The organism is Plesiocystis pacifica SIR-1 (assembly GCF_000170895.1).
GTDB lineage: Bacteria > Myxococcota_A > Polyangia > Nannocystales > Nannocystaceae > Plesiocystis > Plesiocystis pacifica.
This window is the reverse complement of record NZ_ABCS01000002.1, coordinates 102,867-129,464: the sequence shown is the minus strand read 5'-3', so window position 1 is coordinate 129,464 and position 26,598 is coordinate 102,867. Positions and strand designations below refer to the sequence as shown.

At 71.7% G+C, this 26,598-nt stretch carries 15 protein-coding genes; 5 read left to right on the top strand and 10 right to left on the bottom strand.

All coding sequences use genetic code 11. From position 1 onward, the window contains the following. Nucleotides 1-87: 87 nt before the first annotated feature. From PPSIR1_RS01715 to PPSIR1_RS01700, 4 genes are all read right to left on the bottom strand, one after another. Nucleotides 88-3,891, bottom strand: coding sequence for a hypothetical protein (locus PPSIR1_RS01715; protein ID WP_006969240.1), 3,804 nt, complete (start codon nucleotides 3,889-3,891; stop codon nucleotides 88-90). 75 nt (nucleotides 3,892-3,966) lie between these two features. Further along, complete coding sequence (locus PPSIR1_RS01710; RefSeq protein WP_006969239.1) at nucleotides 3,967-5,901, bottom strand: ATP-binding protein; 1,935 nt, start codon at nucleotides 5,899-5,901, stop codon at nucleotides 3,967-3,969. Continuing rightward, nucleotides 5,898-6,905: an ion transporter gene (locus PPSIR1_RS49935; protein ID WP_006969238.1), complete on the bottom strand. Its 1,008-nt coding sequence runs from the start codon at nucleotides 6,903-6,905 to the stop codon at nucleotides 5,898-5,900. Before PPSIR1_RS49935 ends, PPSIR1_RS01710 begins: the two co-directional genes overlap by 4 nt. 33 nt (nucleotides 6,906-6,938) lie before the next feature. Next, a complete protein-coding gene (locus PPSIR1_RS01700) occupies nucleotides 6,939-7,760 on the bottom strand; it encodes a phytanoyl-CoA dioxygenase family protein (RefSeq protein ID WP_006969237.1) in 822 nt (273 codons plus the stop codon). A 28-nt stretch (nucleotides 7,761-7,788) separates the two neighbouring features. Between PPSIR1_RS01700 and PPSIR1_RS01695 the strand changes: the two genes are divergently transcribed. Beyond that, nucleotides 7,789-8,370 (top strand): HD domain-containing protein, encoded by a 582-nt coding sequence (locus PPSIR1_RS01695; RefSeq protein ID WP_006969236.1) that lies wholly within the window; start codon nucleotides 7,789-7,791, stop codon nucleotides 8,368-8,370. Nucleotides 8,371-8,376: 6 nt separating this feature from the next. Here PPSIR1_RS01695 and PPSIR1_RS01690 read toward each other — a convergent pair whose 3' ends face one another. Together PPSIR1_RS01690 and PPSIR1_RS01685 are read right to left on the bottom strand one after the other, a co-directional pair. Continuing rightward, nucleotides 8,377-9,285: a hypothetical protein gene (locus PPSIR1_RS01690; RefSeq protein ID WP_006969235.1), complete on the bottom strand. Its 909-nt coding sequence runs from the start codon at nucleotides 9,283-9,285 to the stop codon at nucleotides 8,377-8,379. Nucleotides 9,286-9,389: 104 nt separating this feature from the next. Continuing rightward, on the bottom strand, nucleotides 9,390-12,200 hold the full coding sequence (locus PPSIR1_RS01685; protein ID WP_232296415.1) for a TonB-dependent receptor domain-containing protein: 2,811 nt from the start codon (nucleotides 12,198-12,200) through the stop codon (nucleotides 9,390-9,392). Between the two features lie 390 nt (nucleotides 12,201-12,590). On the opposite strand from PPSIR1_RS01685, the gene PPSIR1_RS01675 reads away from it, so the two are divergent. Continuing rightward, complete coding sequence (locus tag PPSIR1_RS01675; protein WP_006969232.1) at nucleotides 12,591-13,841, top strand: vWA domain-containing protein; 1,251 nt, start codon at nucleotides 12,591-12,593, stop codon at nucleotides 13,839-13,841. Nucleotides 13,842-13,879: 38 nt separating this feature from the next. Here PPSIR1_RS01675 and PPSIR1_RS41545 read toward each other — a convergent pair whose 3' ends face one another. Further along, the gene (locus PPSIR1_RS41545) at nucleotides 13,880-15,211 is read right to left on the bottom strand and encodes a penicillin-insensitive murein endopeptidase (RefSeq protein ID WP_006969231.1); all 1,332 of its coding nucleotides are present in this window, start codon (nucleotides 15,209-15,211) and stop codon (nucleotides 13,880-13,882) included. Nucleotides 15,212-15,484: 273 nt separating this feature from the next. On the opposite strand from PPSIR1_RS41545, the gene PPSIR1_RS01665 reads away from it, so the two are divergent. Then, entirely contained in the window at nucleotides 15,485-16,624 is a 1,140-nt protein-coding gene (locus PPSIR1_RS01665) for a M14 family metallopeptidase (protein ID WP_006969230.1), read from the top strand. A gap of 278 nt (nucleotides 16,625-16,902) precedes the next feature. On the opposite strand, the gene PPSIR1_RS01660 is transcribed toward PPSIR1_RS01665, so the two are convergent. From PPSIR1_RS01660 to PPSIR1_RS49045, 3 genes are all read right to left on the bottom strand, one after another. Further along, nucleotides 16,903-18,561 (bottom strand): protein kinase domain-containing protein, encoded by a 1,659-nt coding sequence (locus PPSIR1_RS01660; RefSeq protein WP_006969229.1) that lies wholly within the window; start codon nucleotides 18,559-18,561, stop codon nucleotides 16,903-16,905. Nucleotides 18,562-18,641: 80 nt separating this feature from the next. Next, nucleotides 18,642-19,478 carry an ABC transporter ATP-binding protein gene (locus PPSIR1_RS01655; RefSeq protein ID WP_157595112.1) on the bottom strand — a complete coding sequence of 279 codons (837 nt, stop codon included), beginning with the start codon at nucleotides 19,476-19,478 and terminating at the stop codon, nucleotides 18,642-18,644. Between the two features lie 27 nt (nucleotides 19,479-19,505). After that, on the bottom strand, nucleotides 19,506-19,892 hold the full coding sequence (locus tag PPSIR1_RS49045; protein WP_006969227.1) for an ArsR/SmtB family transcription factor: 387 nt from the start codon (nucleotides 19,890-19,892) through the stop codon (nucleotides 19,506-19,508). A gap of 51 nt (nucleotides 19,893-19,943) precedes the next feature. On the opposite strand from PPSIR1_RS49045, the gene PPSIR1_RS01645 reads away from it, so the two are divergent. After that, nucleotides 19,944-23,477 carry a PD-(D/E)XK nuclease family protein gene (locus PPSIR1_RS01645; RefSeq protein ID WP_157595111.1) on the top strand — a complete coding sequence of 1,178 codons (3,534 nt, stop codon included), beginning with the start codon at nucleotides 19,944-19,946 and terminating at the stop codon, nucleotides 23,475-23,477. Further along, on the top strand, nucleotides 23,474-26,557 hold the full coding sequence (locus PPSIR1_RS01640; protein WP_006969225.1) for a UvrD-helicase domain-containing protein: 3,084 nt from the start codon (nucleotides 23,474-23,476) through the stop codon (nucleotides 26,555-26,557). The genes PPSIR1_RS01645 and PPSIR1_RS01640 overlap by 4 nt, the downstream gene beginning before the upstream one ends. Nucleotides 26,558-26,598 lie beyond the last annotated feature (41 nt).

The window sequence follows — 26,598 nt, the reverse complement described above, 5'->3', positions numbered from 1 at the left end:
CAATTTTTCGCCCATGTCGGAGGCCCCGCGGGGCCTGGAGCTGAACGGATCTGCGGTCGGCGGAAGCAAAAGCCGTGCGCGGGAATTTCAGGGCCGGAGTACGACCAGGCTGTCATCGCACAGCGCATCGGCGATGGCGCGCTGGAACTGGGCCTCGTGCGAGTTGGTGATCCGACCCGTGACGGCGTTGAGGTGGGCGTAGATCGCCAGCAGCACCCAGGCCAGGTTCTCGCTCGTGGGCCGATGGCGCACGCGCTCGGCGATGGGGTCGAGGCTGTGGACGTCGACGCGCTTGTCGTTGCCCTCGACGACCTGCCGGTTGAAGTTGGGGGTGGGCGTGACGAACACGAGGGTGGGCGGCAGCCCGGTGTGCTCGTCCTTGCGCGGGTCGGTGCGCAGGCGGTCGAGCCAGTGGACCAGGTTCCAGCTCAGGGCCTTCTCGTCGAGCATCTCGCCCTCGGGCCAGGGCGCGCGCGGCTCGTCGGAGTCGGCGGCGGAGCTGGACGAGGTCTGCGCGCGCGTGGCCGCGCCGCCGGTGTAGAGCGCGGTCCGCTGGGGGTGGAGGTTGAGCTCGAGCCACTCGCGCATCCACGCGGGGCTGCGCGCGGCCAGGACCTCGTCCCACTCGACGTTGCCGATGACGCTGTGCGGGAAGGCGTGGCTGGCCCAGCGCGAGCCCGAGCTGCGCGCGAGCTCCCGGCGGGCGGCCTCGAAGTGCGCGCGGAAGTGCTCGATGAGCCGCTGCCCCGAGGTCAGGGTGGTCGCGCCGGTGTCGAAGAGCGGGAGGCTCAAGATGCGGTGGGCGAGAGGCGTGCGCAAGCTGGCGGTCAGGCTGTCTCGGTCGGCGCTGAGGCTGAGCTGCTCGCTGGCGTAGTGCAAGAGCACGCGCAGGCCGGCCTCGTGGCGGCGGGGGTCGTCGCCAAAGCTGGGCAGGCGGGTGATCAGCCGCTCGAGCAGCCCGTGGCCGAGTGTGTGGAGCTCGGCGATGATGCGCTCGGCGAGCTTCGGGTCGTCGCGGTGCGAGCCCTCGAGCTCGAGGGTGCCGACCAGGCCAAAGCGCCGCGCGACCTCGTCGAGGGCCGCGACCGAGCCCCCGCCGCGCATGCGCAGCTGCACGCGGTACTCGGCCTGGTGCGTGGCCGGGACGCCGATGACCCCCGAGCCCCAGGGCGCGCGCACGGTCTCGCGGACCAGGAAGGCCTCGTTGGCGGTCATCGGGTTGCGGGTCGCCTCGACGTCGTCGAGGTCGAAGTCGAAGGCGAGGCGGACCCGACCCAGGGGCGCGAGCAGGCGGAATACGAAGGCCGAGGCCGCCAGCGAGCTCGGCCGGGCGTCGCCGGCTAGCTCCGGGGCGTCGGCGGACAGCAGGGCCAGCTCCTCGCCGCCGAGGGCGTGGCCGTAGTGGACCAGCAGGCCCTCCTCGCTGGTCAGCGCGCCGTGGACCTGGCGCAGGCTCCAGCCGTGGCCGGCGAGGTCGGTGAACAGCGGGACGTCGAGGAGCTCGAGGGCGTCGAGGCGCGCGCGCTCGTGGCGGGCGAGGCAGCGGCAGGCGATCCACTGCAGGTGGCGCACGGCCTGGCGGCGGTGCTCCTCTTGGGTCGCGGGGTCGTGGCGGCGCTGCGCGGGGTCGTCGAACTGGCCGCGCACGCGCTCGCGGAGCTGGCGGACCAGATGAGCGAGGCAGTCCTCGCTCAGCGCGGGCCCGAGCCCCTCGAGGTACTCGGCGGGGGGGCGGGCCTCGCTCGCGTCGACGCCCACCCCCGCGCGGCCTTCGACGAGCAGGGGGAACTCCGGGTATTCGCGCAGGCCCACGGCCACGTCGCGCACGCACAAGGGCCCGTGGACCGCGAGGCGATCGCGGGCGTCGACGCGCACGTAGCCGCCGTCGCCGATGAGGTTGATGAGCTCGCGCTCGGTGCTGAGGTCCAGGTCGAGGATGCGGGCCGTGGCCAGCTGGGGGTCGAGCTCGCCCAGATCGGCCTCGATGCCCTCGACGCGGCCGTAGATGAGCCCCGAGGTGTGGTCGCTGAGCAGGGCCAGATCGCGGAGGCTGACGGCGCGGCCCGAGAGCGTGCGCAGCAGCGGGAGCGCGAGGGGGTCGAACTTGCCCGAGCTCGCCTGGTACTCCTCGCCCTCGCTCGCCGAGTGCAGCAGCGAAAAGCTCAGGCCCGGGCTCGTGCGCCCCGGTCGAGCGGCGCGCAGGCGGCTGAGGGTCACGCGCGAGAGCACCTGGAAGGCGACCCGGGCCGCGGGCGAGCCGGCCTCGATCTTGCCCACGGCCAGGCCTGCGAGGGTGCGCTGGTCCTGCTCGCGCAGGGCCGGCTCGGTGCGCCCGGCGAACAGCTCGGCGATGTGCTCGACGGCGGAGCGCTGGCCGATGCGCCCGGGCATTGGGGTGTGCATCGAGCCGGGCGAGGCCGTGGGGATCTCGACGCGGAGGATCCGCCCGGGGTGGGTCGTCGCGTAGAGCTTGGTGTCGAGCAGCCGGCCCGTGGTCGTGACCTGGACCAGCATCCCGCGCCGGGCCTCGCCGGGGTCGACGGGGGCGTAGAGGGTCGCGGCGATCACCCCGGTCTCCCCGAGCACGCGCGCGAGGGCCTCGGCGTCCTTGCCCTCGGCGCAGGCCCCCGCGGCGACGTCGACGGGGACGCCCTCGAGGGCCACGGGCGGGAGCAGCTGGGGCCCGTCGATGGGCTCGAGCTCGGCCTTGGCGTAGAAGCTGAGCTCGGCGGGGTCGTCGACGTCGGGCTGCCACAGCTTGAGCTCGCGCCCGCCGAGCACCCGGATCGCCGAGACCTGCGAGGGCGGCGAGCGCAGCAGCTCCGCGTCGAGGGCGTAGGACATCAGCTTGACGGCCTGGCCCGCGCTCGAGTCCGCGTCGAGCTCGGGCGGGACCGCGATGATGCGCGGGTTTTGGTTGAGGTACTTGCGCAGCTCGAGGGGCGTGTACTCGAGGCCGTCGAGGCTGGTGATGCGCGGGACCTCGACCACCTTGCCGCCGAGCAGCTCCTGGGCGTAGGGCAGCAACCGGATCCACAGCTCCTCGAAGCGCTCGTCCCGGACGAAGCCCGCGTGGTCGACGGTCTTGTGCAGGCGGTCGAAGCAGATCACCCCGCCGAAGGCCTTCTTGGGCACGAGCTCGTGCTGGTAGCTCTGGATCCACACCCCGTGGGTCAGCAGCTGGAAGCTGGGCACGCCGCCCATGGGGTTGAGGCCGAGGGTCCCGTAGAGGTCGCCCTCGTCGAAGGAGCGGACCTTCTTGTAGCCGAACAGGTTGGGCACGCGCTGCTTGGACCAGCCGAACAGCGACTGGCCGTTGAACACCAGGGGCACGGGGGCGGCGATGCAGCGCTGCTCGGCGACGCGGAACTCGAGGTTGCCCTCGGCGTTGCCGCTGCGCCCGGTCGCCTTGGCCACCTTGGCGCGGTTGAGCTTGGTCGCGCGCACGTAGGTCCCGGCGAGCTTGCCCTGGGCCCGGCCGACGTCGACCTGGTCGGCGCTCTGGCGCACGACCATGCGCGCCGTCCCGCCCTCGCTGCCGTCGCCGGACTCGATCACGACCAGCTCGGGCTCGAACAGCATCAGGGCGTTGACGCCGAGGGCGAGGGAGCGGACGTGGGCGATGTCGACGCGCTCTTTGGACGCGAACAGGAAGTCGAACAGCTGGGACAGCTCGTCTTGGGTCAGCACGCCGCCGATCCACGAGACCGTCACGTCCCCGTCGTCGCAGGTGATGTCGATGGACTCGGCCCCGCCGGCGACGGCCGCCTGGATGATCTCGAGGATGTAGAAGTAGGGGTCCGCGAGGGCGAAGCGCCGCATCTTCTCGATGGCGCGGCGGCGGGCGAGCTTGAACTGCTTGCGCTCGGCGAAGCCCACGTCGCCCGCCATGCGGGCCCTTGCGATGACTGCCTCGATGCCTGACATGTGCTCTCGTGCTCGTTGGTGGTGGGTTGTTGGGGGCGCTCAGCGGGTCGTCGACATCGCCGCGCGCATCAGCTCGGCGTCGAGGTCGAGGTTGCGGTTGGCGGCGAGCAGCAAGCTCTTGGCCAGGCAGTAGCCGGCCATCAGCGGGGCCTGGCCGGCCATGCGCATCAGCGCCCGGAAGTGGGGGTGGTCGACGTTGATGGCCGCCTCGGGTTGGCCCTCGTGGGCGCTGACGAGGCGCTCGGGGGTGGGCTTGGCCATGAGCGGCGCGACCTCGTGGGCGACGACGAACAGGGGCTCGGGCTCGCCCGCGCGGCCAGTCATGTGCGCCGCGACCAGGCGTCGGTAGCCGATCTTGGGGGCCCGCCCGCGGACCTTGGCGAACAGCCGGCGGACCGCGCCCGAGCCCGAGCCGATGCTGCGCAGGACGATGTCCTGGGCCAGGTCGACGAGGGCGTGGGCGGCGTCGTCGTCCTCCCCGAGGCCGCCCTTGGCCAGGGGCTCGATGGGGTGGACCGCGACCAGGACCTCGGCCGGTCGGGCGATGAGCTCGACGGCCTCGATCCAGGCGCTGGACTCGAGGCGGCCGGTGACCTGGTTGATCGCGCGCTGCAGTCGGTTCGTGGTCACGAAGCTTCCGGCGAGGCAGTTGGCGAGGACGCGGACCACGGGGTCCTGGCCGTCGAGGCCCCCGAGGTCGGGGCCATCGTCCCCGTCGCCGAGCTCGTCCTCGCCCTGGGCGCTCGCCCCGAAGCCGCCGAGCTCGTGGGTGCTCGCGGCGAGGATCACGGGGGTGCCTTGAGCGATGAGCCGCTCGCTGAGCCGGGTCAGCTGGTCGTCGATGAACAGGCGGTCGTCGTTGGCCGTGGCCTCGCGGACCTGGCCCAGGGTCATGGCCTTGCCGTCGAGGGTCACGAGGATGGGTCGCCCGAGCAGGTCGTCGAGGGCCTCGGGATCCTCGCGGGCGAGGTAGCCCATGAGCTCGAAGTAGCGGCCGCGCTCGGCCATGGTCCAGCGGCGCCCCGGCACCGCCGGCGTCCGGCCTTGCTTGGGCGTGCCCACGACGACGGTGACCAGGCCCTCGAGGGCGGTGATCAGGGCCTCGCGCAGGGGCCCGCTGGCGGCTTGCTCGGCCCGGGCCAGGGCCTTTTCGTAGTTCGCGTCGCGCATCACCGTCTCGCGCGAGAGCGTGTGCTCGAGGTAGCGCGACTTCATGCGGAAGGCGATGTGCGCGAAGCGGTCCGGGACCAGGTCGTTGGTCCCGCGGACGACGGCCAGGGCCAGGCCGCGGTTGTAAAAGCCCCACAGCGGTGCGTGGTTGTAGGCGAGGACCAGCTCCGTGCCCTCGCTGGTGAAGTGGGTGTGGCAGGCCCCCGCGACGGAGAAGGGCTTGTTGATGATCTCGAGCTCCGCGTCGATCGAGGCCCGATCTTCGAAGCTGATCTCGGCCTCGCTGTGCCGGCACCAGTGGTCGATGGTCACCCGGCTCTCGTTGACCAGCTGGCTGTAGCGGGCCCGGTCGCCCTCGAGGAACAAGGTGATCTGCGTGCCCTCGACGGTGTGGTCGAGGGGGGACTTGAAGAAGCTGCGGTCCTTGTCGAAGAACACCTCCCAGTACTCGCCGTCGCGGCCGGTCTGGACAAGCACGCCGCGGGGACCGATGGCGAACACCGACACGAAGCCGATGCCGAACTTGCCGATCTTGGTCAGGTCGTTCTCCTTGGTCGAGGAGAACAGCGTGGTCAGCTGGGAGTCGATGATCTCCTCGTTCATCCCGTCGCCGAAATCGTCGACGTGGATCTCGATGACGCCGTTGGTCCCGCCGCCTTCGTCGGGCAGGAAGTCGAGCCAGATCTCGACCTGCGAGCTGCCCGCGTCGATGCTGTTTTGGACCAGCTCGCGGTAGAAATCGAGGGCCGAGGAGAACTGGGTGACGAGGTTGTCGACGGCCTGTTGGGTGAAGTCTGCGCTCACGGGGGGTCTTCCTGTTCGTCGGTCTCGGGGACCTCGGGCTCGGGCGTCGGGGCAGGTTCGGAGGGCTCGGGCTCGGGCTCCGGGTCGAGCTCCGGGGCAGGTTCGGGTTTGGGCTCGGGCTGGACCCACGAGGCGACCGGGGCCCGGTTGCGCTCGTCCACGGGCCCGCCGACGAGGAGCCGGGCGGGGACCGGGCCCAGGCAGGCGTTGGGGTGTTGCGAGGGCAGCTCGGCGACCTCGTCGTGCAGCTCGGTGCGGGCCGCGAACTCGCTGATGGCGATCTCGGCCGAGACCAGCCCGGTCGGCACCGCGATGATCCCGTAGCCGAGCAGCATCAACAGCGAGGCGATGAACTGTCCGCCCGTGGTCTGGGGCGAGATGTCGCCGTAGCCGACGGTCGTCAGGGTCACGATGGCCCAGTAGATCGCCCGGGGGATGCTCGAGAAGCCCTCGTTCTCGTCGTGCTCGAGGTAGTAGAGCAGGGCGCCCTGGATGACGACGATGATCATCACCGTGCCCAGGAACACCGCGATCTTGTAGCGCGCGGCGATCAGCCCTCGGAACAGCGCGCTGCCCTCGTTGAGCATGGTGCCGAACTGGAACACGCGGAACACCCGGAGCAGGCGCAGCGCCCGGATGACCTGGAGGGCCTGGGCCTGGTCGAAGAACAGGCTCAGGTAGGTGGGCAGCAGCGACAAGAGGTCGACGATGCCCATGAAGGACAGGGCGTAGCGCCGGGTGTCCTTCACGCTCGCCAGGCGCAGCGCGTACTCGATGGTGAACAGGGCGGTCAGCACCCACTCGAGGGTGCGCAGGCCAAAGCGGTAGTGGCTGGCGATGGTCGGGACGGTCTCGAGGCTGATCGCGATGATGCTGAGCAAGATCGCGCCGAGGAGCAGCACGTCGAACAGCAGCCCCATGGGCGTGTCGGTCTCGAAGATGATCTCGTAGACCTTGGCTCGCCAGCCCTCGCTGGGTCGGCTCTCCGGGTCGAAGATGCGCACTGGGGGCAGTGTAGCGGACCCCCCAGGCGCCCGTCAGCGGATCGGGTTGCCGAGGTTGAAGGCGGCCGCGTCCGGGTCGTCGGGGGCGAGCTCCTGGCCCGGGACGCGCTCGCACTCCGGCGGGAAGGCGCGGCGCTTGCGGGCGAAGTAGGCCTCGCGCACGTCCCCGTCGCTGGCCCGGTTGAAGGTGACGTAATAGGCACGGCGCGGGCCCTCGGTGGTGTTTGGGCCAGAGCGGTGGGGCATGTAGGAGTCGAACAGGATCAGGTCCCCGGGCTGGGCCTCGAGGGGCTGCCAGTCGAGGGCCGCGACCACGCTCTTGGCCAGGGTGCCGTCGCCGGCTTGGTCGAGGATCTGCTCGGGGGCCCGACCATGGCTGATCTCGAGGCAGCCGTTCGCGGGCGTCGTGGCATCGACGGCGACCATGGCGGTGACGTGGTAGCGCTGGCCGAACTGGGTGAAGGCCGGGGCGTCCTGGTGGGCCGTGAAGCCCTGGCCGCCGGGGAGCTTGAAGTTGATCTTTTCCTTGAACACCACCGCGGGCTCGCCCATGAGCTCCGCGAGCACACCGCGAACATCAGCCCGGTCAAAGAAGGCCGCGAGCTGGGGATGGTGGGGGAGGAAATTTTCGACGCGGCACAGCCGGCGCGGCTCGGGGGTGTCGGGCGTGTCGAGATTGCTCGGCGGCTCGAAGTACTTCATCCACGCCCCCGGCGTCTCAGGCCAGGCCTCGAGCTCCTCGGCCCATCCGCGCAGCTGGGCCTGCTCCTGGGTGTCGAAGATCCCGCGCAGGGCGACGTAGCCGTGGTCGCGCCAGCACTGACGCAGCTCGGGGGTGAGGGACTTTGGCAGCATCGCGGCGGATGGTAATGCATCGGCGGCGATGGACCGTGAAGCGGCGGTGAACGAGGTGATGGCCGCGCTGCGCGCTGCGGGCGAGGCCGACTATGTGGGCGAGCCGGTGTCGCAGCTCGAGCACGCGCTCCAGGCGGGGGCGCTGGCGCTGGCTGCCGGGGCGCCGGTGTTCGAGGCCGTCGCGGCCCTCGTGCACGACCTGGGTCACCTCGACCGCGTGGCTCCGGAGACCTGTGCGCGCATGGTCGAGGCAGGGGCGCTGCTCGGCGTCGTGGGCCACGAGGGGATCGGCGCCGACTGGTTGGACGGGCTGGGCTTCGATCCGCGGGTGGGGGAGCTGGTGCGCGCCCACGTCGACGCCAAGCGCTATCTGGTCGCCACGCGGCCGGCCTACGCGGCGCGCTTGAGCGACGCGAGCCGTCAGACCCTCGCGCTCCAGGGCGGGCCCATGGACACCGGCGAGGTCGCGCGCTTCGAGGCCGATCCCCTGCTCGAGGCCAAGCTGCGCGTGCGCAGCTGGGACGAGCGGGCCAAGGACCCCGACGCGGTCGTGCCGGCCCTGGAGGACTGGGCGCCGCGGCTGCGCGACTGCTGGACGGGTCGCAGCTAGGGAGCGCTAGGTCGCAAAGAGCAGCGCCTCGAGCCTCGTCTTGGAGTCGTCGGCGAGCGCGAGCTCCAACCATTCTTGGAGCTGCTCGGGGTCTCGGCAGGTTTCGAGCCGGGCCTGGGCGGCCGCGTCGAGGGTCTGACCTCGGCGCTCGAGGACCGTCAGGATGGCTCCGGCGAGGCCGGCCGCGAGCCCGTCTTTGTGACCGTCTTCGTGGCCCGTGGTGTAGTACGCGTTGGTGCGCTCCATGGGCCCGAGCGGGGCGTGGGGGTCGACCTCGAGGAGCTCGGGCGGGAGCTCCTCGAGTTGTTCACGGGTCAATGTCGTCAGCACCAATTCACGATAGATCGAGCGATGGGGTACGTCCACGGGGTCGAGCTGCCGGAGGGCGTCCAGGGTGGCCCGTGCGCAGGCCACCCCGAGGGCCTCGCGGGCGTGAAACAGCGCGGCGAAGGTCGCCCGCTGCGGCGCTCGCTTGGCTCGTTGCGCCGAGGTGATGGGCTCGAGCATGTGCGGCTCCACGAACCACGGCGATGCTCGAGCTTCGTCCTCGAACATCTGCTGGTACCAGCGCCGCAGCTCCGGATCGGGAATCACCGCGAGGGTCCACCCGGGACAGTCGAACAGCCGACGCACGCCCGCGGCGTAGCTGAGCCAGCTGTAGCGCTTGAGCCGGTCCCGGCAGGTCTGCACTTCGACGGCGAGGGCCAGCGCGTCGGGCTGCGCGACGACCCAGTCCGCGTGGAGCAGCGCCCCCGGGAAGGCGGGGTTGGGGAGCTCGTTGGCGTGGCTCTGGTACGCGTCCACGCCCGGCAAGAGCAGGGGCGCGCGGGCGTCGAAGTGGCGGGCGAGCTCGAAGAGCTGGGCCGCGTTGGCCTTGACCAGGGCGAGCAGACCTTGGTGGAGGAAAGAGGGCACCCTTGGGCGATGTCACGGGGCGCGGGCGGGCGCAACGTGGGCACCGGGACGGTCTGGCCAGGTTGGTGGGCTGCACCGGCCGGAGTTTGGGCCACCTCTGCCCATCACCACTCGATCTTCATGCCCACCGAGGGCGCCGTCGGCAGGCTCAAGATCGGGATGCGGGACTGGAAGTCGTAGCTGCTCGCCAGGAACTCGGTGTTCTCGGCGTTGTAGACGTTTTGAATGTCGAGGTAGCTCGTGACCTTGATGCGCCGGTAGACCCAGGTCTTGTCCACGCGCAGGTCGAGCTGGTGGAAGGCGGGCAGGCGCGCGCCGTTGATCGGGCCGGCGATGGGGATGTGCTCGACGCCGCCGCCTCCTCCGTTGACGACGCCGTTGACCGTGGCCGTGTAGGGGTTGCCGGAGACCAGGCGGAAGCGGGCACCGATGCGCCAGTTGAGCGGGAAGTCGTAGCTGGCGATGAGCGTGAGGATGTGGGTCTGATCGAAGTCGAACAGCTGCGTGGCCTCGCCGGGGGCGGGGGTCCGCTCTGACCGCATGAGGGTGTAGGACAGCCAGCCGTAGAAGCGGTCCCCGAGGGCGCGCTTGACCAGCAGCTCGCCCCCGTAGATGTTGCCGGCGCCGATGTTGGCGAAGTTTTGCGGGCTCGGGTCGCCCTCGCCGGGGACCAGCGCGAGCGCGGTGGTCTCGCTGCTCAGGGCGTAGAGGCGCTTGTAAAAGCCGGTGAGCTCCACGCTGAAGTCGCGGGGCAAGAGCTGCTCGACGGACAAGCTGGTGTGCAGGGAGCGCTCGGGGAGCAGGCGCGGGTTGCCGAACACGACGTCGCCCTGGAGCAGCCCCGGGGCCTGGCTGTAGAGGCCGACGCCGCCCTTGAGCTTGGTGTTGTCGGCGACCTTGAGGATGAAGCGCAGGCGCGGGTCGGCGACGGTGCGCTCGATGGCCGCCAGATCGCTGGTGTGGCTGAGGCGGACGCCCGGGAAGAGCATCAGGCGCTGGCCCGCGCGCAGGGTCAGGGTGCCGTAGAGGGCCGGGGCGACGCGGACGTAGTCGGTCTCGCGGGTGCTCGCCGAGGCGAGGGCGGGGCTCGGGGCGCCCGGGCCAAAGCCGGGGAGCTCGGCACGGGCCGCGTACCAGGTCGAGACCACCTCGGCGCCGACGCGCAGCTGGGCGTTCTTGGTCAGCCGGCGGCTGAGCTCCGCGCGGCCCGAGAAGGTGTCGGACTCGACGTCGAAGCGGGTCGCCCCGAAGATCGAGCTCGACGCGAACTCGCGCTTGTAGGACGGCGTGATCAGGAACTCCCAGGGGCCCTCGAGCTTGCGGTAGACCAGGTCGACGCGGTGGAACCACTGGACGGTCTCGAGGGCGTCGCGGTCGTCGGCCTCGATCTCGTTGGCCTCGGCGAAGATCAGCTTGGAGCGATCGTCGGAGCCGAAGGCCCGCACGGACAGCTCGCCGCCCACGGGCTTGGGCAGGGGGTAGTCGAACAGGGCCTGGTAGTCCCAGTAGCGCGGCGCGACGGTCAGGCCGAGGCCGACCTCGTCGGGGATGACCGCGGGCAAGATGACGTCGACGTAGCTGCGCCGCCCGGACAGCACGAAGCTGCCCTCGCCCACGGGGCCCTCGACGAGCAGACCGGCGTCGAAGAGATCGGCGTCGAAGTAGCCGTGGTAGCCGTCACGCCGCCCGCGGCGGGGCTGGACGTTGACCACGCCGCCGAGCGCGTCGCCGTAGCGGCTGTCGAAGTTGCCGGGGATGAAGTCGAGCTGGGCGATGACGTCGGAGTTGAACACCGAGCTGATGCCGCCGAAGTGAAACAGGGTCGGGATCTCGTGGTAGCCGAGGTAGACGCCCGAGTCCCCCGGGGCCGCGCCGCGGATCGCCAGCTGGCCGGCGCCGAAGGCCTGGCGCGAGACCCCGGGGAAGTTCTGCACGGCCTTGAGGGCGTCGCCCTGGGTCCCGGGGATCTCGTTGATCTCTTCGGTGGTGATGGTCCGGACCACGGCCTCGGGCATGGCCTCGCGGTCGACGGTGACCTCGGTGCGAAAGGGGGTGGCCGAGTCGCGGGTGAGGAAGTACTTGGTCTCGAGCTGGGTGTTGGGCTCGAGGCTCACGACCCACTCGAGGCGCTCGAAGTTGGGGGCGAGGAAGATCAGCCGGACGCGGCCGTCGGGGACGGCGCGGAGGCTGAAGCGGCCGAGGTCGTCGGCGCGGGACTGGACGATCCACGCGGGCTCGGACTCGTCGCCGTAGCGCTGCCGACGGACGCGGCCCTCGGGGTAGTCCCCGGCGGGCACGGCGAGGACCGTCGCGCCGCCCACGGGCGTCCCGCTGCCTGCCTCCAGCAAGGTGCCGAGGATCCGCTCGGGGCCGTCGGGCTGCTCATCGGTGTCGTCGGCGTCGTCGGTGTCCTCGCCGGGGCCGGCGCCGTCCTCGGCTGGGTTCGCGTCGGGGTCTCCCTCGTCCTGGGGGAGCTCGGCCTCGGGCGGCGTGTACTCGAGGGCGATGGTGAGCACGATCTCGACGGCCTGGCCGCCGTAGGTGCCTGGGCGAAAGCGCAGGGCGGCGAGGGCCTCGACGGCGGCCTCGGCCAGGGCGGGGTCGGGGCTGTCGAGGACCTCGATCTCCTTGGGTACGCCGTCGATCCCGACGACGTACTGGAGGTTGACGGTCCCGGAGGGGGGCTCGTCGCGCTCGAGCAGGGCCTCGGGGTAGTCGTAGACCAGCGGCGAGGTCGCCTTGGGCGGGACGAGCTCGGGCTGCTCGGCGCTCTCGGGGGCACCCGCGAGCGCCGGGGTCGAGAGGCCCGAGAGCGCGAGGGCGAGGGCGAGGGCGGGCGCGAGCGAGGGGAAGCCCGCCCTCGGGGAGGCACCGAGGAGGGCGGCGAAGGCTCGGCGCATGCGGCGTGGGAGCACGTCTGGCTCTGGATAACACAGCTTTGGTTGGTTTCCCGCGACCTCGGCCACGCGCTGTAAGCCGAGGGCGAGAGCCCCCGTTCGGCACCCCCGCAAGCCCCATGAAACGCCTCAGCCGCTGCACCCAAGCTTTTCTTCTCCTGTCCACCCTGACGGCCTCGCTGCAGCTGCGATCACGATCGTGGCGACCCCCTCGGTCCCCTCGATCTCGAGCACCACACCGAGCGAGTCGAGCGTCGAGAGGTCCACGGCTACGTCGCGCCCCTGGACCTCGAGCTGGAGTGGACCACCAGCCACACGGCCGTCCTGGCCGGTCAGTCCACGGAGATCCTCGCGCGCATCCAAGTCCAGGCGCCCGAGGCCCTCGACCTTCCCCGGCCGCCCGCGCGCGTGGTCCTGGTCGTGGACACCTCCGCGTCGATGAAGGGCGACGCCATCGAGGGGGCCAAGGCGGCGGCGATGGAGCTCGTCGACGGCCTGGCCGAGGGCGACAGCTTCGCCCTGGTCGTGTTCCACAGCCGCGCCGAGGTGCTCATGCCCAGCACGGTCATCAACGAGGACAGCCGGGCCGCCGCGCGCTCGAAGATCGAGACCATGCAGGCCTGGGGCACCACAGACCTCGCCGGCGGTCTGCAGCAGGCCCTGGCTCAGCTCCAGGTCGCCCAGAACATCGTCGGCGCGGGGGGCAGCACGGGCGCTCAGAGCGGGGCGCCCGACCCCACGGTGCTCGAGCGCGTGGTCCTGCTCGGCGACGGCGTGCCCAACGACGCGAGCACGATCCCCTCGACCGTGGGTCAGCTCGCCGCCCGCGGCACGCAGATCACCGCCCTGGGCTACGGCATCGAGTACGACGAGACCCTGCTCGCGAGCCTGGCCGAGCAGACCCACGGCTCCTTCCGCTTCGTCGACGATCCCGAGGCCGTGGCCAGCTTGTTCCGCGACGAGGTCCTCGACATCGAGCGCACCGTGGCCAACGACCTGCGCCTGAGCGTGGGCCTGGGCCCGGGGGTGCAGCTGCTCGAGGTCATCGGTCGGCCGGCGGCCTGGGCCGGCGGGTCCAAGCTCGAGGTTCAGCTCGGCAGCTTGTCCGAGGGGCAGTCCCACGACATCATGCTGCGCCTGGCCGTGGGCCCGCACAGCGAGGGGGCGACCGTCGAGCTCAGCGACCTCGAGCTCAGCTTCGCCGACGTGTACACCGGCACGGGTCAACGCTTCGAGCGGGACTTCCTCTCGGTCGAGGCCACGGCCGACGCCGACGCGGTCGAGGCCGGGGAGCAGCCTGAGCTCTTGCGCATCGGCGCCCGCGCGCGGACGAGCGCGGCGACCTTGCAGGTGCTCGCGCAGGCCCGCTCGGGGGACACCCAGGGCGCCAAGCGCAGCCTACGCGAGGCCGTGGACTGGGCCCTGGCGGAGGCCGAGCAGCTCGAGGACGCGGAGCTGAAGGCCCAGGCCGAGAAGCTCGCGGCGCTCGAGGGGGAGCTCGCCAGCTTGGCCCCGCGCACGGCCCCGGTCGCCAGCGGCCCGCTGCCGGGGGGCAGCGCCGTCGAGCAGGCCTTCGCCCCCGCGCCGCGGCCCTCGAGCCCCCGCGCGGCCCAGCGTCTCCGCGAGGTCCACAGCAAGGCGTACAACGACATCCACTGATTATGGCGATTGTTCAATCGCGCCAGTCTCGTGAGCGATTAGCGGCTGCGGGACTGGCAGCGACCTTCCGAGCTCGTGCACTTGAAGCGGACGTGGATGTGGTCGTCGTGACCCCGGACATGTTGGATGAGCGGGTCGCCCGTGCCCGGAGGGCTCGGATATTCCATCCAATTTTTGAGCTCGGTTTTTTTGTAACGACCCGTTTGAACGGCGTATTCGTAGAGTAGTTTCTGAAGTTTGCTGTCGATGAAGATCACTTCGACGGCGCCACTCTCGAGCAAGATTTCGAGAAGCGACCAGGTCAGCTCGCGGTCGAGGTTGCGCGAGTCCATCTTCCGCCAGTTGAGCTCTTCCTTGCGATCCCAGATCTGCGGATAGCTCAAATCAACATCCCTGCCGGACTGGTGTGAACTATGAGGCTTGAGTCGGCCGCCCTCGCGACTGCTCATGTTTCCGACCAGAATGGGTTGACGATCGGGGAAGCGGCGGGCCCACTCGCGCAGGATCACGTCGAGGGTGGCGACGGTGATCGTGGTCCCCCAGCCCTTCCAGGGGGTGTGCTTGAGCTCGCGGCCAGGCCCGTCGATCATCGGCATCGCGCCCGAAAGGGTGCCAGATCCGGGGAAACCCACAGATTCGCTGCGTTGTCCAGGCTTGCGTTTGTAGACCACGATCCGCGTCGCGGGCGGGAGCTCGCGGTCGATGGGCACGCCCGGGTTCAGCGCTTCGATCTCGTGGTGATAGATCTTGTAGAGATTGGCGACGACCTTCATCGAACCACCGCGCTTGATCGTGTAGTGGACGATCTCGGGAGCGGCGTAGTCCCGCGGCCAGACCTTGCCGGCCAGGAGCGAACCCTCGGGGGGCCCGCGCTCGCTCTCGGGGTTGCCCTCGTCATCAACCACGGCGCGCTCTGGGTCGTCTGGCGGCGCGTCCTGGTCGGCTTGGGGAGGGGCCTGTGGTGGCGTTGGTTCGTCGGCAGCCTGGCCTGGAGGTGGGGGTTGGGTGCCCCCCTCGTCCACGCGCGGTAGCTCGCCGTAGGCTTGATCTTCTGTGGGGTCGAGCTTCCCGACCCCAGCGTCCGCGCCCGCGTCAGCCGCGTCAGCGCTGACGGCCGCGGGCGGCACGTCGCTCAGGGTGTCGGAGTCGCCGAGCTTGAGGAGCGCGACGACGATCCAGATCGCCCCGGCCACGAGGAGGAGCAGGGAGAGCACCGAGGGGCTGCGGCCGGGAGCGCTCGCCTCGTCGGCGTGCTCGGCGGCGTCGTCCTCGTCGAACTCGCCCACGATCTCCGCGTCCTCATGCTCGAGGCTCGCGGCGTCGTCGTCGAGGTCGTCGAGGCGACCGCTGTCGGTGTTCGAAGGGCCCATACCTCCGTGGGCCGAGATAGTGCGGCCTGGAGCGCGGGGCGTGCAAGGGGGCTAGGTCGATCTCCGAACCAAAACGCTGAATTTGCTGAGCTAGGGCCGTGCCAGACCCGCTGCTCCGGGCGCGGAAAGGCTCTCGAGAGGGCGACCCCGGCGGTTCGGCTGGGCGGAGATCCCCCCTTTCGCGCTACCGTGCGCGCGCTCAGCGAGCCCCCGACCGGCCCCGACGGGCCGGTCCACGCGAGGGCCAGACGCGAGAGCCAGAGAGGAAGACGCATGCCCCACATCAGCACCAACTTCGACGGCGGGAACATCGAGGTCGTCGACGCCAGCGATCCCCAAGACCTCCAGCTGAAGATCGTCAAGGACGAGAAGGCTGACCACTTCCAGTGGTTCTACTTTCGCGTGACCGGTGCGGCCGGGGTGCCGCTGCGTCTGCGAGTGCTCAACGCGGGCGAGGCCAGCTACCCCAAGGGCTGGGAGAACTACCGGGCCTGTTTCTCCTACGACCGCGAGACTTGGCTGCGAGCACCGAACACCAAGTTTGAAGACGGTGTTTTGGAAATTGCCCATGAACCCGATGTGAACAGCGTTTATTACGCCTATTTTGCGCCCTACTCGATGGAGCGGCACCACGATCTGATCGCGGACTGCATCGCTTCGCCGCGGGTCGAGTACTCGCGCCTGGGCGCGACCCTCGACGGTCAGGACATGGATCTGCTGCACATCAGCGAGGGCGACGCGCCCGCGGGCGGGCGCAAGCAGTGCTGGGTGTTCGCCCGGCAGCACCCCGGCGAGACCATGGCCGAGTACTTGATGGAGGGCTTGCTCGGTCGCCTGCTCGATCCCGACGACCCCGTGGCGCGGGCGCTGCTGGCCAAGGCGGAGTTTTGGGTGGTGCCCAACATGAACCCCGACGGCAGCCGCCGCGGCCACCTGCGCACCAACGCGTCGGGGGCCAACCTCAACCGTGAGTGGCTCGAGCCGACGATGGAGCGCAGCCCGGAGGTCTTCCTGGTCCGCGAGAAGATGCGGGCCACGGGCGTCGACTTCGCCCTCGACGTGCACGGCGACGAGGCGCTGCCCTACAACTTCATCGCCGGGGCCGAGGGCACGCCGTCTTACGGCGACGAGGAGAGCGCGCGACAGGCCCGCTATGAGGCCGAGCTGGTCGCCGCGAACCCGGACTTTCAGACCGAGCACGGCTACCCCGTGCCCGCGCCGGGTAAGGCCAACATGACCATGGCGACCAACTGGATCGGCGAGAACTTCGGCTGCCTGTCGATGACCCTCGAGCAGCCGTTCAAGGACAACGCCGACGCGCCGGATCTCGAGGAGGGCTGGTCGCCGGAGCGCTGCCGCAAGCTCGGGGAGGGCTGCCTGGCCGCCCTCTACCGCGTCATCGACGAGCTTTAGTTTTATACCCCCGCAGGCGCCTCGGACCGGGGGCGCTTCGTCGCTGTCCGCTCCTCCGCTTTGGCTTGGTGGGCAATGGTGTTCGTGCCTTCGAGGGGGCGTGCGGTCGCCCCCAGAGGGGGCGTTGTCTGGCGGGGATGAAGCGCGCTCCCCTCGGCTCCACCCACGGCCGCCTCGGACCGGGGGCGCTTCGTCGCTGTCCGCTCCTTCGCTGGGGCCGCTGGTCAATGGGTTTCGTGTGCCTTGATCGACACACGTGGGTCAGGCCGCGGGGCGGGTCAGCGGCGCTGGAGGTAGGGCCGCAGCTCGCGGACGAGCCCGCGGCGAGCGTCGCGGGCGAGGCTGATCTCGTCGAGGGTCAGGTCGATGTCGAACTGCGCGTACTGGCGCAGGGCCTTGAGGACCTGGTCCTCGTTTTGATCGGAGATGGTCGCGACGTGGCCGCACAGCTCGAGCACGCTCATGGTCAGGGTGCCCTCGGCGTCGCGGGTGCCCCAGGTCCCGAGGGTCATCAGCCCCAAGTGGGCGATCTGCACGGGGTCCTGGGCGGGGTTGATCGAGCGGGCGAGGGCGAGGTTGTCGACGTCGGTGAAGCGGCGGGCGAGGGCGCGGATGAACGAGCCCATCCACGGCTTCATGGCGTCGACCTCTCGCTCGAGGGCGTCGGCGGTGACGACCACGGCGACGACCTCGGTCAGCGCGCGGACGCTGGCGGTGCGCGGGCTCGAGGCGAGGATCGCCGTCTCGCCGAACACGTCGCCGGGCCCGAGCATCCGCAGGGTGTCGCGCTTGTCTTCGACCTTGCCCTCGGTGTGGATCAGCCGGCTGACCTCGCAGCGCCCGTGGACCAAGATGTAGGCCGCGTCGCCGACCTCGCCCTCGCGGATCAGCCACTCGCCCTTGGCGAAGCGCCGGCGCGGGAAGTTGTCCCCGCCGCGCATGAAGCTCTCGAGGTCCGCGCGCAGCTCGGCGACGTCGCCGTAGCGCTGGGCGGGGTCGGGGTGCATGGCGAGGCTGACGATGCGCCGCATCTCCTGGGTGATGGGCAGGTGCGGGAGCAGCATCGAGCGGCAGGCCACGGCCTCCTCGACCACCTCGTGGGCGGTGCTGCCCTGGTAGGGCGGGTGCCCGGTGAGGATCTCGAACAGCACGGCGCCGAGGCTGAAGATGTCCGAGCGCTGGTCGATGCTCGCGCGGTCGCCCCGGGCTTGCTCGGGGCTCATGTAGCTGGGCGTGCCGATGATCATGTTGGCGAAGGCGGCGGTCGAGCGCAGGTTGTTGCGCACGCGGACGACCCGCGAGCCCACGTGGGGGGCTCGCTGGGGCTGCTCGCCGATCAGCCGGGCGATGCCCCAGTCCATCAGGTAGACTTGGCCGAAGTCGCCGACCATGATGTTCTCGGGCTTGATGTCGCAGTGGACCACGCCGCGGGCGTGGGCGAAGGCGACGGCGTCGAGGACCTTGAGGAACACGCCGATGAGCCGGAGCAGGTCCTCGTGTTCGATGGTCGAGGCGACCAGGCGACCGCGGGCGTCCCGGGGCGGAGCCTGACCGGGGAGCAGCCGCAGGTCGCGGATCCGCTCGAGCAAGGTCCGCCCCTCGACCAGCTTCATGCTGAAGAACAGCTTGCCGTCCTCGTCGCGGGCGAGCTCGTGGACGGGGACGATGTTCGGGTGGTCGAGCTGCCCGGTGATCTGCGCCTCGCGGATGAAGCTGCGCACGGCCAGCCCCGATTGTTGGTGGTCGCCGTGGAGCAGCTTCAAGGCGATGCGCCGCCCGAGGGTCTGATCGACGGCGAGCTCGATGGTCGCCATGCCGCCCCGGGCGATCTCGCCGAAGCTGCGATCGAGGCGGTCGTCGCCGGTGTACAGGGCCGATTGGATGAGGACCTGAGCGTCGACCTGAGCATCGTCTCCACCGCGCTTTGTGCCGACCATGGAGCCTATGTAACACCTCGCGGGGGCCGAGGGGCCAACCATGCGCGCTGCAGCGAGAGCGTACGGCGTTTGTTCACCGCCTAATAACGAATCGTTTGGCCCTCGGGGCCGCGGACGAACTCGACGACCTCCGGCGCATCGCACTCGCGGAAGTAGTCGGGCGTGCCGAGGTGGGCCACGTGGTAGTCGTGGATCAGCGCCATGCGGTCGGCGACGCGGAAGGCGATCTTCATGTCACCGGTGACGATGACCGAGGTCAGCTTGAGCTCGCTCTGGAGCCGCTCGATCATGTCGCCGATGCGGGTGACGCTCTGGGGGTCGAGGCCGCCGGTGGGATCGTCGTAGAGGATCACGCGGGGGCGGGTCGCGACGGCCCGGGCCAGGCCCACGCGCTTGCGCATGCCGCCGGACAGCTCGGCGGGCATGCGGTCGAGGATCTCCGCCCCGAGGCCGACCATCTCCAGGCACTCGACGACCCGCGCGCGGATCTCCTCGTCGCCCATCTTGGTGTGCTCGAGCAGGCCAAAGGCCACGTTCTCGAGCACGTTCTGCGAGTCGAACAGGGCGTTGTTTTGGAACACGTAGGACAGCGACTTGCGCATCTCGACGAGGGTCGCCTCGCGCATGTCGGCGATCTCGTCGCCGCGGTAGCGGATGCTGCCCTCGTCCGGATACATCAGGCCGCTCATGAGCTTGAGCAGCACGCTCTTGCCGCAGCCCGAGAAGCCGAGGATGACCAGGACCTCGCCCTCGATCACGCTCAGGTCGAGGGCGTCGAAGATCAGCTTGTCCTCGAAGGCCATGTCGACGCCTTCGACCTCGATGACGCGGCCGCGGTCCTTGGCGACCTCGGCGGTCAGGGCGTCTCCGCGGGTGGGCGCCCGGCTCGAGCGGTTCCGAGGGTCGGTGCCGAACATGATCACGGCAGCACGGGGCGGGTGAGCTCAGTGGGCCGCGTGCTCGAAGGCGTTGTGGATGAGCTCCATGACGTGCTCATCCGCGAGCGAGTAATAGATGTGCCGACCCTCGCGGCGCCGGTTGACGAGGCCTTCGGCGCGCAGCAGCTTGAGGCGGTGGGAGACCGTCGAGATTTGCTCTTTGCTGGCCTCGGCGATCTCGCTGACGCAAGCTTCGCGGTTGACGAGCATCTCGAGGGTGCGCAGGCGGGCCTCGTCGCCGAGGGCCTTGAACAAGCGGACGGCGCGCTCGCGGGCCCGATCGTCGTAGCGCGGACGAGCCGGCGCATCGTCGCCGTGATCCCCTGGCTCGCAGGTGGTCTCGTCGTCGTCGAGCGCGCTCGCGGGCTCGGGGTTGGGCTCGTTCGGTGTCATGCGACCTCCCACCTATAGCCCGGATCGCGGCCTGGGGCTACCTTTGCCGCGATGAGGGGGAGCCCAGCCCTGGACCGCAGCTTGCGGGTGCTCGCGACGCGTGAACGCGTCGCAGAGCTGCTGCGCGAGCAGGTGCGGGCGAACGGGGTCGCGTTGGCGCTGGGCCTCATCGATCTGCGCTCCCTCGAAGATCGCCTGCTCCGGGCCTGTGAGCTGGAGCCGATCGGAACGACCCAAGCGCGGCTGGCCGTCGCCGCCGTCGCGCCGCGGGCGGCCCGGGGCACGAGCTTGGCGGAGCTTTCGCGGGAGCCGGGCTTCGCCGAGTCCTTCCTGATCCTGTGGGACACCTTGCGCCGGGCGGGGCTCGGGCCCCGGGATCTCGAGCGCCTGGCTCAACGCCTGGCAGGGGGCGCGGGCGGTCGGACGCAGCTGAGCGCCCGCCGCTTCGCCGCCCTGGCCCGGATCGCGTCGGCCTATGAAGATCAGCTGCGTCGGCGCAGGGTCGTCGATGGCGTCGGGGCTCGGGCGCGCTTGCCCGAGCGCCTCGGCGAGCTGGGTGAGGGGCGGCTGCTCGCGCTGCTCGACGGGGCGCGGCGGATCGAGGTCGAGGCGAGCGCGGACGTGTCCGTGTTGCGGGCGCGGTTGTGGGAGGCGCTCGCGCGTCGAGGCGTCGCCGTCGTCGTCGGGGTGCCCGAGCTTCCCGGCGCCGAGACCAACGCCGAAAGCGAAAGCCAGAACGAAAGCCAGAACGAGAGCCAGAGCGAAAGTCAGACCAGCGAGCTGGCCGCGGCCTTCGAGCTCGCCCGCCGCAACCTCGTCGACGAGGCGCCGAGCGTCGAGCTCCTCGCGGAGGTCCTCGGCGCGGACGATGGGGTGCTCGCCCGAGTCGCGCGCATGCCCTTCATGGACGCGGCCCGAGCCAAGACCCTGGTCAACCCCGAGCTTCGGTCGCGCCTTCGATTGATCGAGGCGGGCAACGAGCGGGCCGAGCTGCGCCTGGTGTGCGCGAGGATCCGCGAGCTGCTCCACGAGGGCGTCCCGCCCCACGAAGTCTGCGTCGCGGCGCCGCGCCTGGGCCTCGCGCGGGCGCGCATCCTCGCGGCCTTCGACGCGGCGCAGCTGCCCGTGGAGGAGGCCCGGGGGCAACCCGTGCTCCACGCGGCGCCGCTGCGCCTGGCGCTGGCGCTGGTCGAGGCGGCCGAGCGAGACCTGCCGCGGGAGGGCCTGGCCGGGGTGCTCGAGTCGGCCTACGTCGCGCGCCGAGACTCGGCCGCGCTGCTCGCTGCCCTGCGCGAGGCGGGCTCGCGGGACGACCGGGGCATCGGCCACCTGGGCCGGCTGCGGGCCTACGCGCACAAGCTGACCCTGCCGCCGCCCGACGTGCCGGCGACCATCCTCGAGCGTCGGCTGGAGCAGTCCCGGCGCTTCATCGCCCTCGCCGATCGCTGGGAGTGGTTGTTCGAGCGCCTGCGCCTGCCCGCCCACGCGAGCTTGCGCGCGCACCTCGACGCCGTGTTCGCGGCGCTGCGCGCCCTCGGGGTCCCGCGTCGGAGCCTGTCCTTGCCGGCGCTGGGCCAGGGCGCGCGGGAGCGCCGGCTCGAGCGCGACGCGATCGCGGCCCTGGCTCGGGACCGGGCGGCCCTCGAGGCCCTGCAGATCGCGGGGCACGGCCTCGACGACGCCGCCGAGGCCGTGGGCGTGGCCGAGGACGCCGTCTCGCTCACGGACTTTCGGGCCCACCTCGAGGCCGCGCTCTCGGGGGTCCGGGAGCGACCGCCCGGGGTGCGCGGGGCGGGGGTGCGCCTGCTCGATCTCGGCGAGCTGGCTCGCTCCTCGAGCGCGCACACCTTCATCCTCCACGCCGTCGAGGGCAGCTTGCCGGGCGCGGGCCGAGCCATCCCCTTCCTCGATGACGACGACCGGGCGGCCCTCGACCGCGCCGCGGGCCGCTCGGTGCTCGCGGGGGCCCGGGCGACCGGGGCCGACGCGGGGAGCTTCGCGCTGGCGTGCGCGCGGACCCGATCGTCGCTGGTGATCAGCTGCCATCGCCAGGATCACGGCGGGCGCGAGGTCGGGCGCTCGCGCTACTTCGCCGCCCTCGCCGACGCCGTTGGCGAAGAGGGGCAGACCTTCGAGCGCCACGAGGCCCAGGTCGTCCCCAGCCTCGCGCAGTGCAGCACCCGCGGGCAGGTGTTGACCAAGCTCGTCGCCCGCGAGGTCGCCAAGCTGGGCAGCGCGCGGACGCGGGAGGCCGACGCGGGCGCTGCCGAGCGCGCGCCGCTCGATCCCCTGAGCGCCGTACTCGGGGCGACGCGGGGCTCGATCGAGCTGCCCCAGCTGCGCCGCGCCGTGGACTGGACGCGCGCCCGCTCGGAGGACCCGGGCCGCGCTCGGGTGGCCCTCGGGGCGGGCGCCCTCGCGCAGGCCCACGATCGCCTCGACTTCGACTGGGAGGGGCGGGCCCGGGAGCGCGAGACTCCACCGAGGGCGCCCGGGCGGGTCTGGAGCGGCTCCGTGACCGCCCTCGAGGACTACGCCGCGTGCCCCTTTCGCTTCTTCGCCGCCCGCGTGCTCCGGCTGCGCCCGCGGCCGTCGAGCCGCGACGAACTCGACGCCTCGGAGCAGGGCGACATCCGCCACTGGGTGCTCGCGGAGGTCATGGAGGTGCTGCGCCGCGAGGGCCTGACGCCCCTGCGCGGCGGCGGGCAGGCGGGGCGAGAGAGCCGGCGCGCCCGGGAGCTGTGCGACGGCGTGCTCGATACCTGGGAGGAGCGCCGACGGACCGGGCCCGGACCCTTTTGGCTGCTCCACCGCGACCTGGTCCACCGCGACCTCGGGCGCCTGCTCGAGGGCGAGCGGCGCGTGGCCGTCGAGGGCTGGGAGCCCGGCGAGTTCGAGGTCGGCTTTGGCCTCCCGGATCCGACGCAGTCCCCCGAGGAGCTGGCCGCCGGGGCGCCGGTGCGCATGGAGGGCGTGCCCCTGGCGATCCCCGATCGCAGCGGGACGCGTCGGCTCGAGCTCGTCGGGCGGGTCGATCGGGTCGACTACCGCGGCGACGGGCGCGACGCCGAGGGCCTGATCATCGACTACAAGTCGGGCCGCGTGGGCGAGCGCCTGCGCTACGACAAGCTCGGTCGGACCCAGCTGCAGCTGGCCGTGTACGCGACTTGGCTGGCGAGCGTTCGCATGGACCTGAGCTACACCGACGCGGCCTACGTGTCGCTCCGGGACGGCGAGCGCTCGCGGGCCAGCTTGCTCGACCTCTCGCTGTCGAGCATGGAGCTCGACGGCCTGCTCGAGCTCGACCCCACGGCGCGGGCCGAGCTGCGCGCGCGTGACCTGAGCGGGCTCGAGGCGGGCGGCGGCGAGGGCCAGGGTCGAGGGGCCCCGGAGCTGGCCGTGGGCGCCCTCGATCTGCCCGAGACGGGCCCGCGCAACCTCGCGGACAACCTGTGGGCCTTGCTCGGGGGCGTGGCCGCGGGGCGCTTCGACGTGCGCCCCCACGACCCGGGGCTGTCGTGCCGCTACTGCCCCTACGGGCCCGTGTGTCGGGTCGAGCGCGGGGACGAGGAGGCGGGCGGGTGAGCGAGGCGGAGATTCCTGGGCAGGGGCAGGGCGAGGTCGAGGTCGAGAGCCCCTCCCTCGAGCTCGACGCCAACCTCGTGCTGGCGGCCGGGGCCGGTGCCGGCAAGACCCACGCGCTGGTGACCGTGGCGCTGGGTCTGTACGCCGGGACGCCGGGGGAGGCGGGCGGTCGAGCGCCCCTCGAGCCGACCGAGGTGTGGGCGGTGACCTTCACGGAGAAGGCCGCCCGGGAGCTGCGCCAGCGGATCGTCGCCCGGGCCTCGGCGCTGGCCCGGGACCCCGAGGGGGCGCTCGCCGACGAACCCGAGCTGGTAGCGATGCTCGGCGACGCGAGGCCCTCGGCGGGCCGTTGGCGGGCGATCCTCGAGCAGCTCCCGCTCGCGCCGATCGGCACCTTCCACTCGCTGTGCGCCCAGGTCCTGCGCAGCTACGCTGTCGAGGCCGGGGTCGATCCGAGCTTCGAGGTGCTCGAAGAAAACGGCGCCGCCGAGCTCCTCGACGGCGTCCTCGACGAGGTCTTGCTGCGCGAGCTCGAAGACCCGGACTCGCACACCCGGGCGGCCGCGCGGGCGCTGGGCGGGCCCGAGCAGCTGCGCACGGCGCTGCGGCGGCTGCACGCCAAGCTCGGCGAGGAGGGTCGAGACCCGCGCTCGCTGCTCGTCGACGCCGACGGTCGAGCGCAGCGGGGCTTTGACCGCGCCATGGCCCGGGCCGAGCTGGGAGACGCCTGCGAGGAGCTGGGCGAGGCCCTGGCCTTGCTGCGCGAGTCCAAGGAGGACCGCCTGCGCCCGACCCTGCGCGCGCTGGCGATCGAGGACGATCGCATCGGCGGCTGCGAAGCCCACGCGGTCGCGCGCTGGTATCCGGCGCTGGTCCGCGTGGCCAGCCAGCGCCGCGGCAAGGGCACGCTGCCCAAGCGCGCCAAGCGGGTCTGGGAGCCCTTCGCCGCCGCCTGGGAGCGGGTCCAAGACGCCGTGGCGAGCCTCGGCGAGATCGACCTGGCGCAGCGCGTGGTCGCCCTGCTCGAGACCCTCAGCCGGGCCTACGCCGCCGAGAAGGCCCGGGTCGGGGCCATGGACTTCGCCGACCTGGTCCGGGGGGCCCACGACCTGCTGCGGGACGATCGCGTGGTCCGGGCTCAGCTCCAGCGCCGGGTGGGCGCGCTCTTGGTCGACGAGTTCCAGGACACCAACGGCCTGCAGCTCGACCTGGTGCACCTGCTCGCCGAAGAGCGCAGCCAGCAGCGGGCCGTGCCCCGGGGCGCGCGAGCGAGCGCGTGCCTGCCCCTGGCGGCCCGCACCTTCGCGGCGGTGGGCGATCGCAAGCAGTCCATCTACGAGTTCCGAGGCGCGGACGTGGCCCTGTTCCAGAGCCTGGCGGCCCGGGCTCGCGCGGGCGAAGAAGGCTTGCGCCTGGCGGCCCTGCGTCGCTCGTGGCGCTCGCGGCCGGGCTTGGTGCGCTTCGCCAACGCGCTCTTCGATCAATTGCTCATCAGCGACGACCCGGCGGGCTTCGCCGTCGACTGGATCGAAGAGGTCGACGCGCTGTCGCCCGTGCGCGAGGATCACGAGCTCCAGGCGGGCATCCCCGCGGTCCAGCTGCTCATTGGGGATCCGAGCCAGGACGCGCGGGTGCGTCGCGGTCACGAGGCGGCGCGCCTGGCCGAGCACGTGGAGCGGTTGATCGCCGCGCGCCCGCCCCTGGGTCGGGCGGATCGGGAGGGGACGCCCCAGCCCTTGCGGGGCGCCGACGTGGCGATCTTGATGCGCACCCACGGCCACGTCGCCCGCTACCGGCGGGCGCTCAGCGAGCGCGGCATCGCCTCGGTGGTCGTCGGCGGTCGGGGCTTCTTCGCCGCTCGGGAGGTCCGCGAGCTGGTTGCTTTGATGCTGGCGATCGCCGACCCGGGCGACGCCCTGGCCTCGGCGGCCGTATGGCGCTCGCCGGTGTGGGGCATCGACGACGACAGCCTGGTCGCGCTGGCGGTCGCAGACGCCGTGGCCATGCGCCACCACGTCGAGGGCTGCGGCGTCGAGGGCCTGCCCACCCGCGACGCCGCCGCGGTCACCCACATGGGCCGACTGGTCGATCGCCTGCACCACGAGCTCGATCGCCTCGGCCCCGCCCGGGTGCTGCGCTTCGCCGTCGATCGCCTCGGCGTGCGCGAGGTGTTGGCCTGGGACGACGCCGGCGAGCAGCGCATCGCGAACGTCGACAAGCTCCTCGATCTGCTCGGCTCCCGGGAGTTCGCGGGGGTCGGCGCCCAGGCGGCGGCGCGGCGCTTGCTCGAGCGCGGCGAGGACCTGCTCGACCGCGAGGCGCCGGCCGAGGTCGCGGCCGCGGCCGACCCCAACGCGGTGCGCATCATGACCGTGCACGCGTCCAAGGGCCTCGAGTTCCCGGTGGTCGTGCTGCCGGAGCTCGGCGCGGAGCCCCGCGGGCAGGAGGGCCCGGTGGTGTTCGAGCGCGAGCTCGGGCTCGCCGTGATCAGCCCGACTTCGTGGGTCGGCGTCGACCCAGCCCCCACGCCCAGGCGATCCGCGAGCGCCTCGCGGCCCGCCGCGACGCCGAGAGTCGGCGCCTGCTCTACGTCGCCGCGACCCGGGCCCGGGACCTCTTGGTGCTCTTGGGTGAAGCGCCCCAGGGGCGGGCCGGCGCGGGCAACTGGCGGGGGCTCATCGACGCGGCCTTGCCCGAGCTCGAGCGGCGCTGCAGCGCGGGCGAGCTCGAGCTCATCGACGCGGGCGCGACCCTCGACGCGGACACGGGCGAGGCCGCCGAAGACGGCGCGATGGCCTGGCTGCTCCAGCGCGTGGCGGCGCTGCGCGAGGCCGCGAGCAGCGGGGGAGGGGAGCCGGTCGCGGACGAGGCCGGGGCGGAGCCGGACTGGCTCGAGGCCGCGGACGGAGCCGAGCTCCCTTCGGCCGAACAGAGCCGAGGCGGTCTTGATGAGCCCGGCCCCGACGCGCTGCGTGCAGCGCTGGATCGGAGCGAGGCCATCGACCTGCGCGACTGCGAGCTCGAGATTTCGCTCTCGGCCTTCGCCGAGTTCGACAAGTGCGCGCGCCGCTACCTGCTGACCCACGTCGTCGGCCTCGACACCCCGGCGAGCGAGGAGAAG

What these genes read in the sequence shown, in the direction of transcription:
- PPSIR1_RS01655 (WP_157595112.1), bottom strand. Translation starts at nt 19,478, where the DNA reads ATGTTCGGCACCGACCCTCGGAACCGCTCGAGCCGGGCGCCCACCCGC.
- PPSIR1_RS41545 (WP_006969231.1), bottom strand. Translation starts at nt 15,211, where the DNA reads ATGGGCCCTTCGAACACCGACAGCGGTCGCCTCGACGACCTCGACGAC.
- PPSIR1_RS01715 (WP_006969240.1), bottom strand. Translation starts at nt 3,891, where the DNA reads ATGGCGGGCGACGTGGGCTTCGCCGAGCGCAAGCAGTTCAAGCTCGCC.
- PPSIR1_RS01665 (WP_006969230.1), top strand. Translation starts at nt 15,485, where the DNA reads ATGCCCCACATCAGCACCAACTTCGACGGCGGGAACATCGAGGTCGTC.
- PPSIR1_RS01645 (WP_157595111.1), top strand. Translation starts at nt 19,944, where the DNA reads ATGAGGGGGAGCCCAGCCCTGGACCGCAGCTTGCGGGTGCTCGCGACG.
- PPSIR1_RS01695 (WP_006969236.1), top strand. Translation starts at nt 7,789, where the DNA reads ATGGACCGTGAAGCGGCGGTGAACGAGGTGATGGCCGCGCTGCGCGCT.
- PPSIR1_RS49045 (WP_006969227.1), bottom strand. Translation starts at nt 19,892, where the DNA reads ATGACACCGAACGAGCCCAACCCCGAGCCCGCGAGCGCGCTCGACGAC.
- PPSIR1_RS01700 (WP_006969237.1), bottom strand. Translation starts at nt 7,760, where the DNA reads ATGCTGCCAAAGTCCCTCACCCCCGAGCTGCGTCAGTGCTGGCGCGAC.
- PPSIR1_RS01660 (WP_006969229.1), bottom strand. Translation starts at nt 18,561, where the DNA reads ATGGTCGGCACAAAGCGCGGTGGAGACGATGCTCAGGTCGACGCTCAG.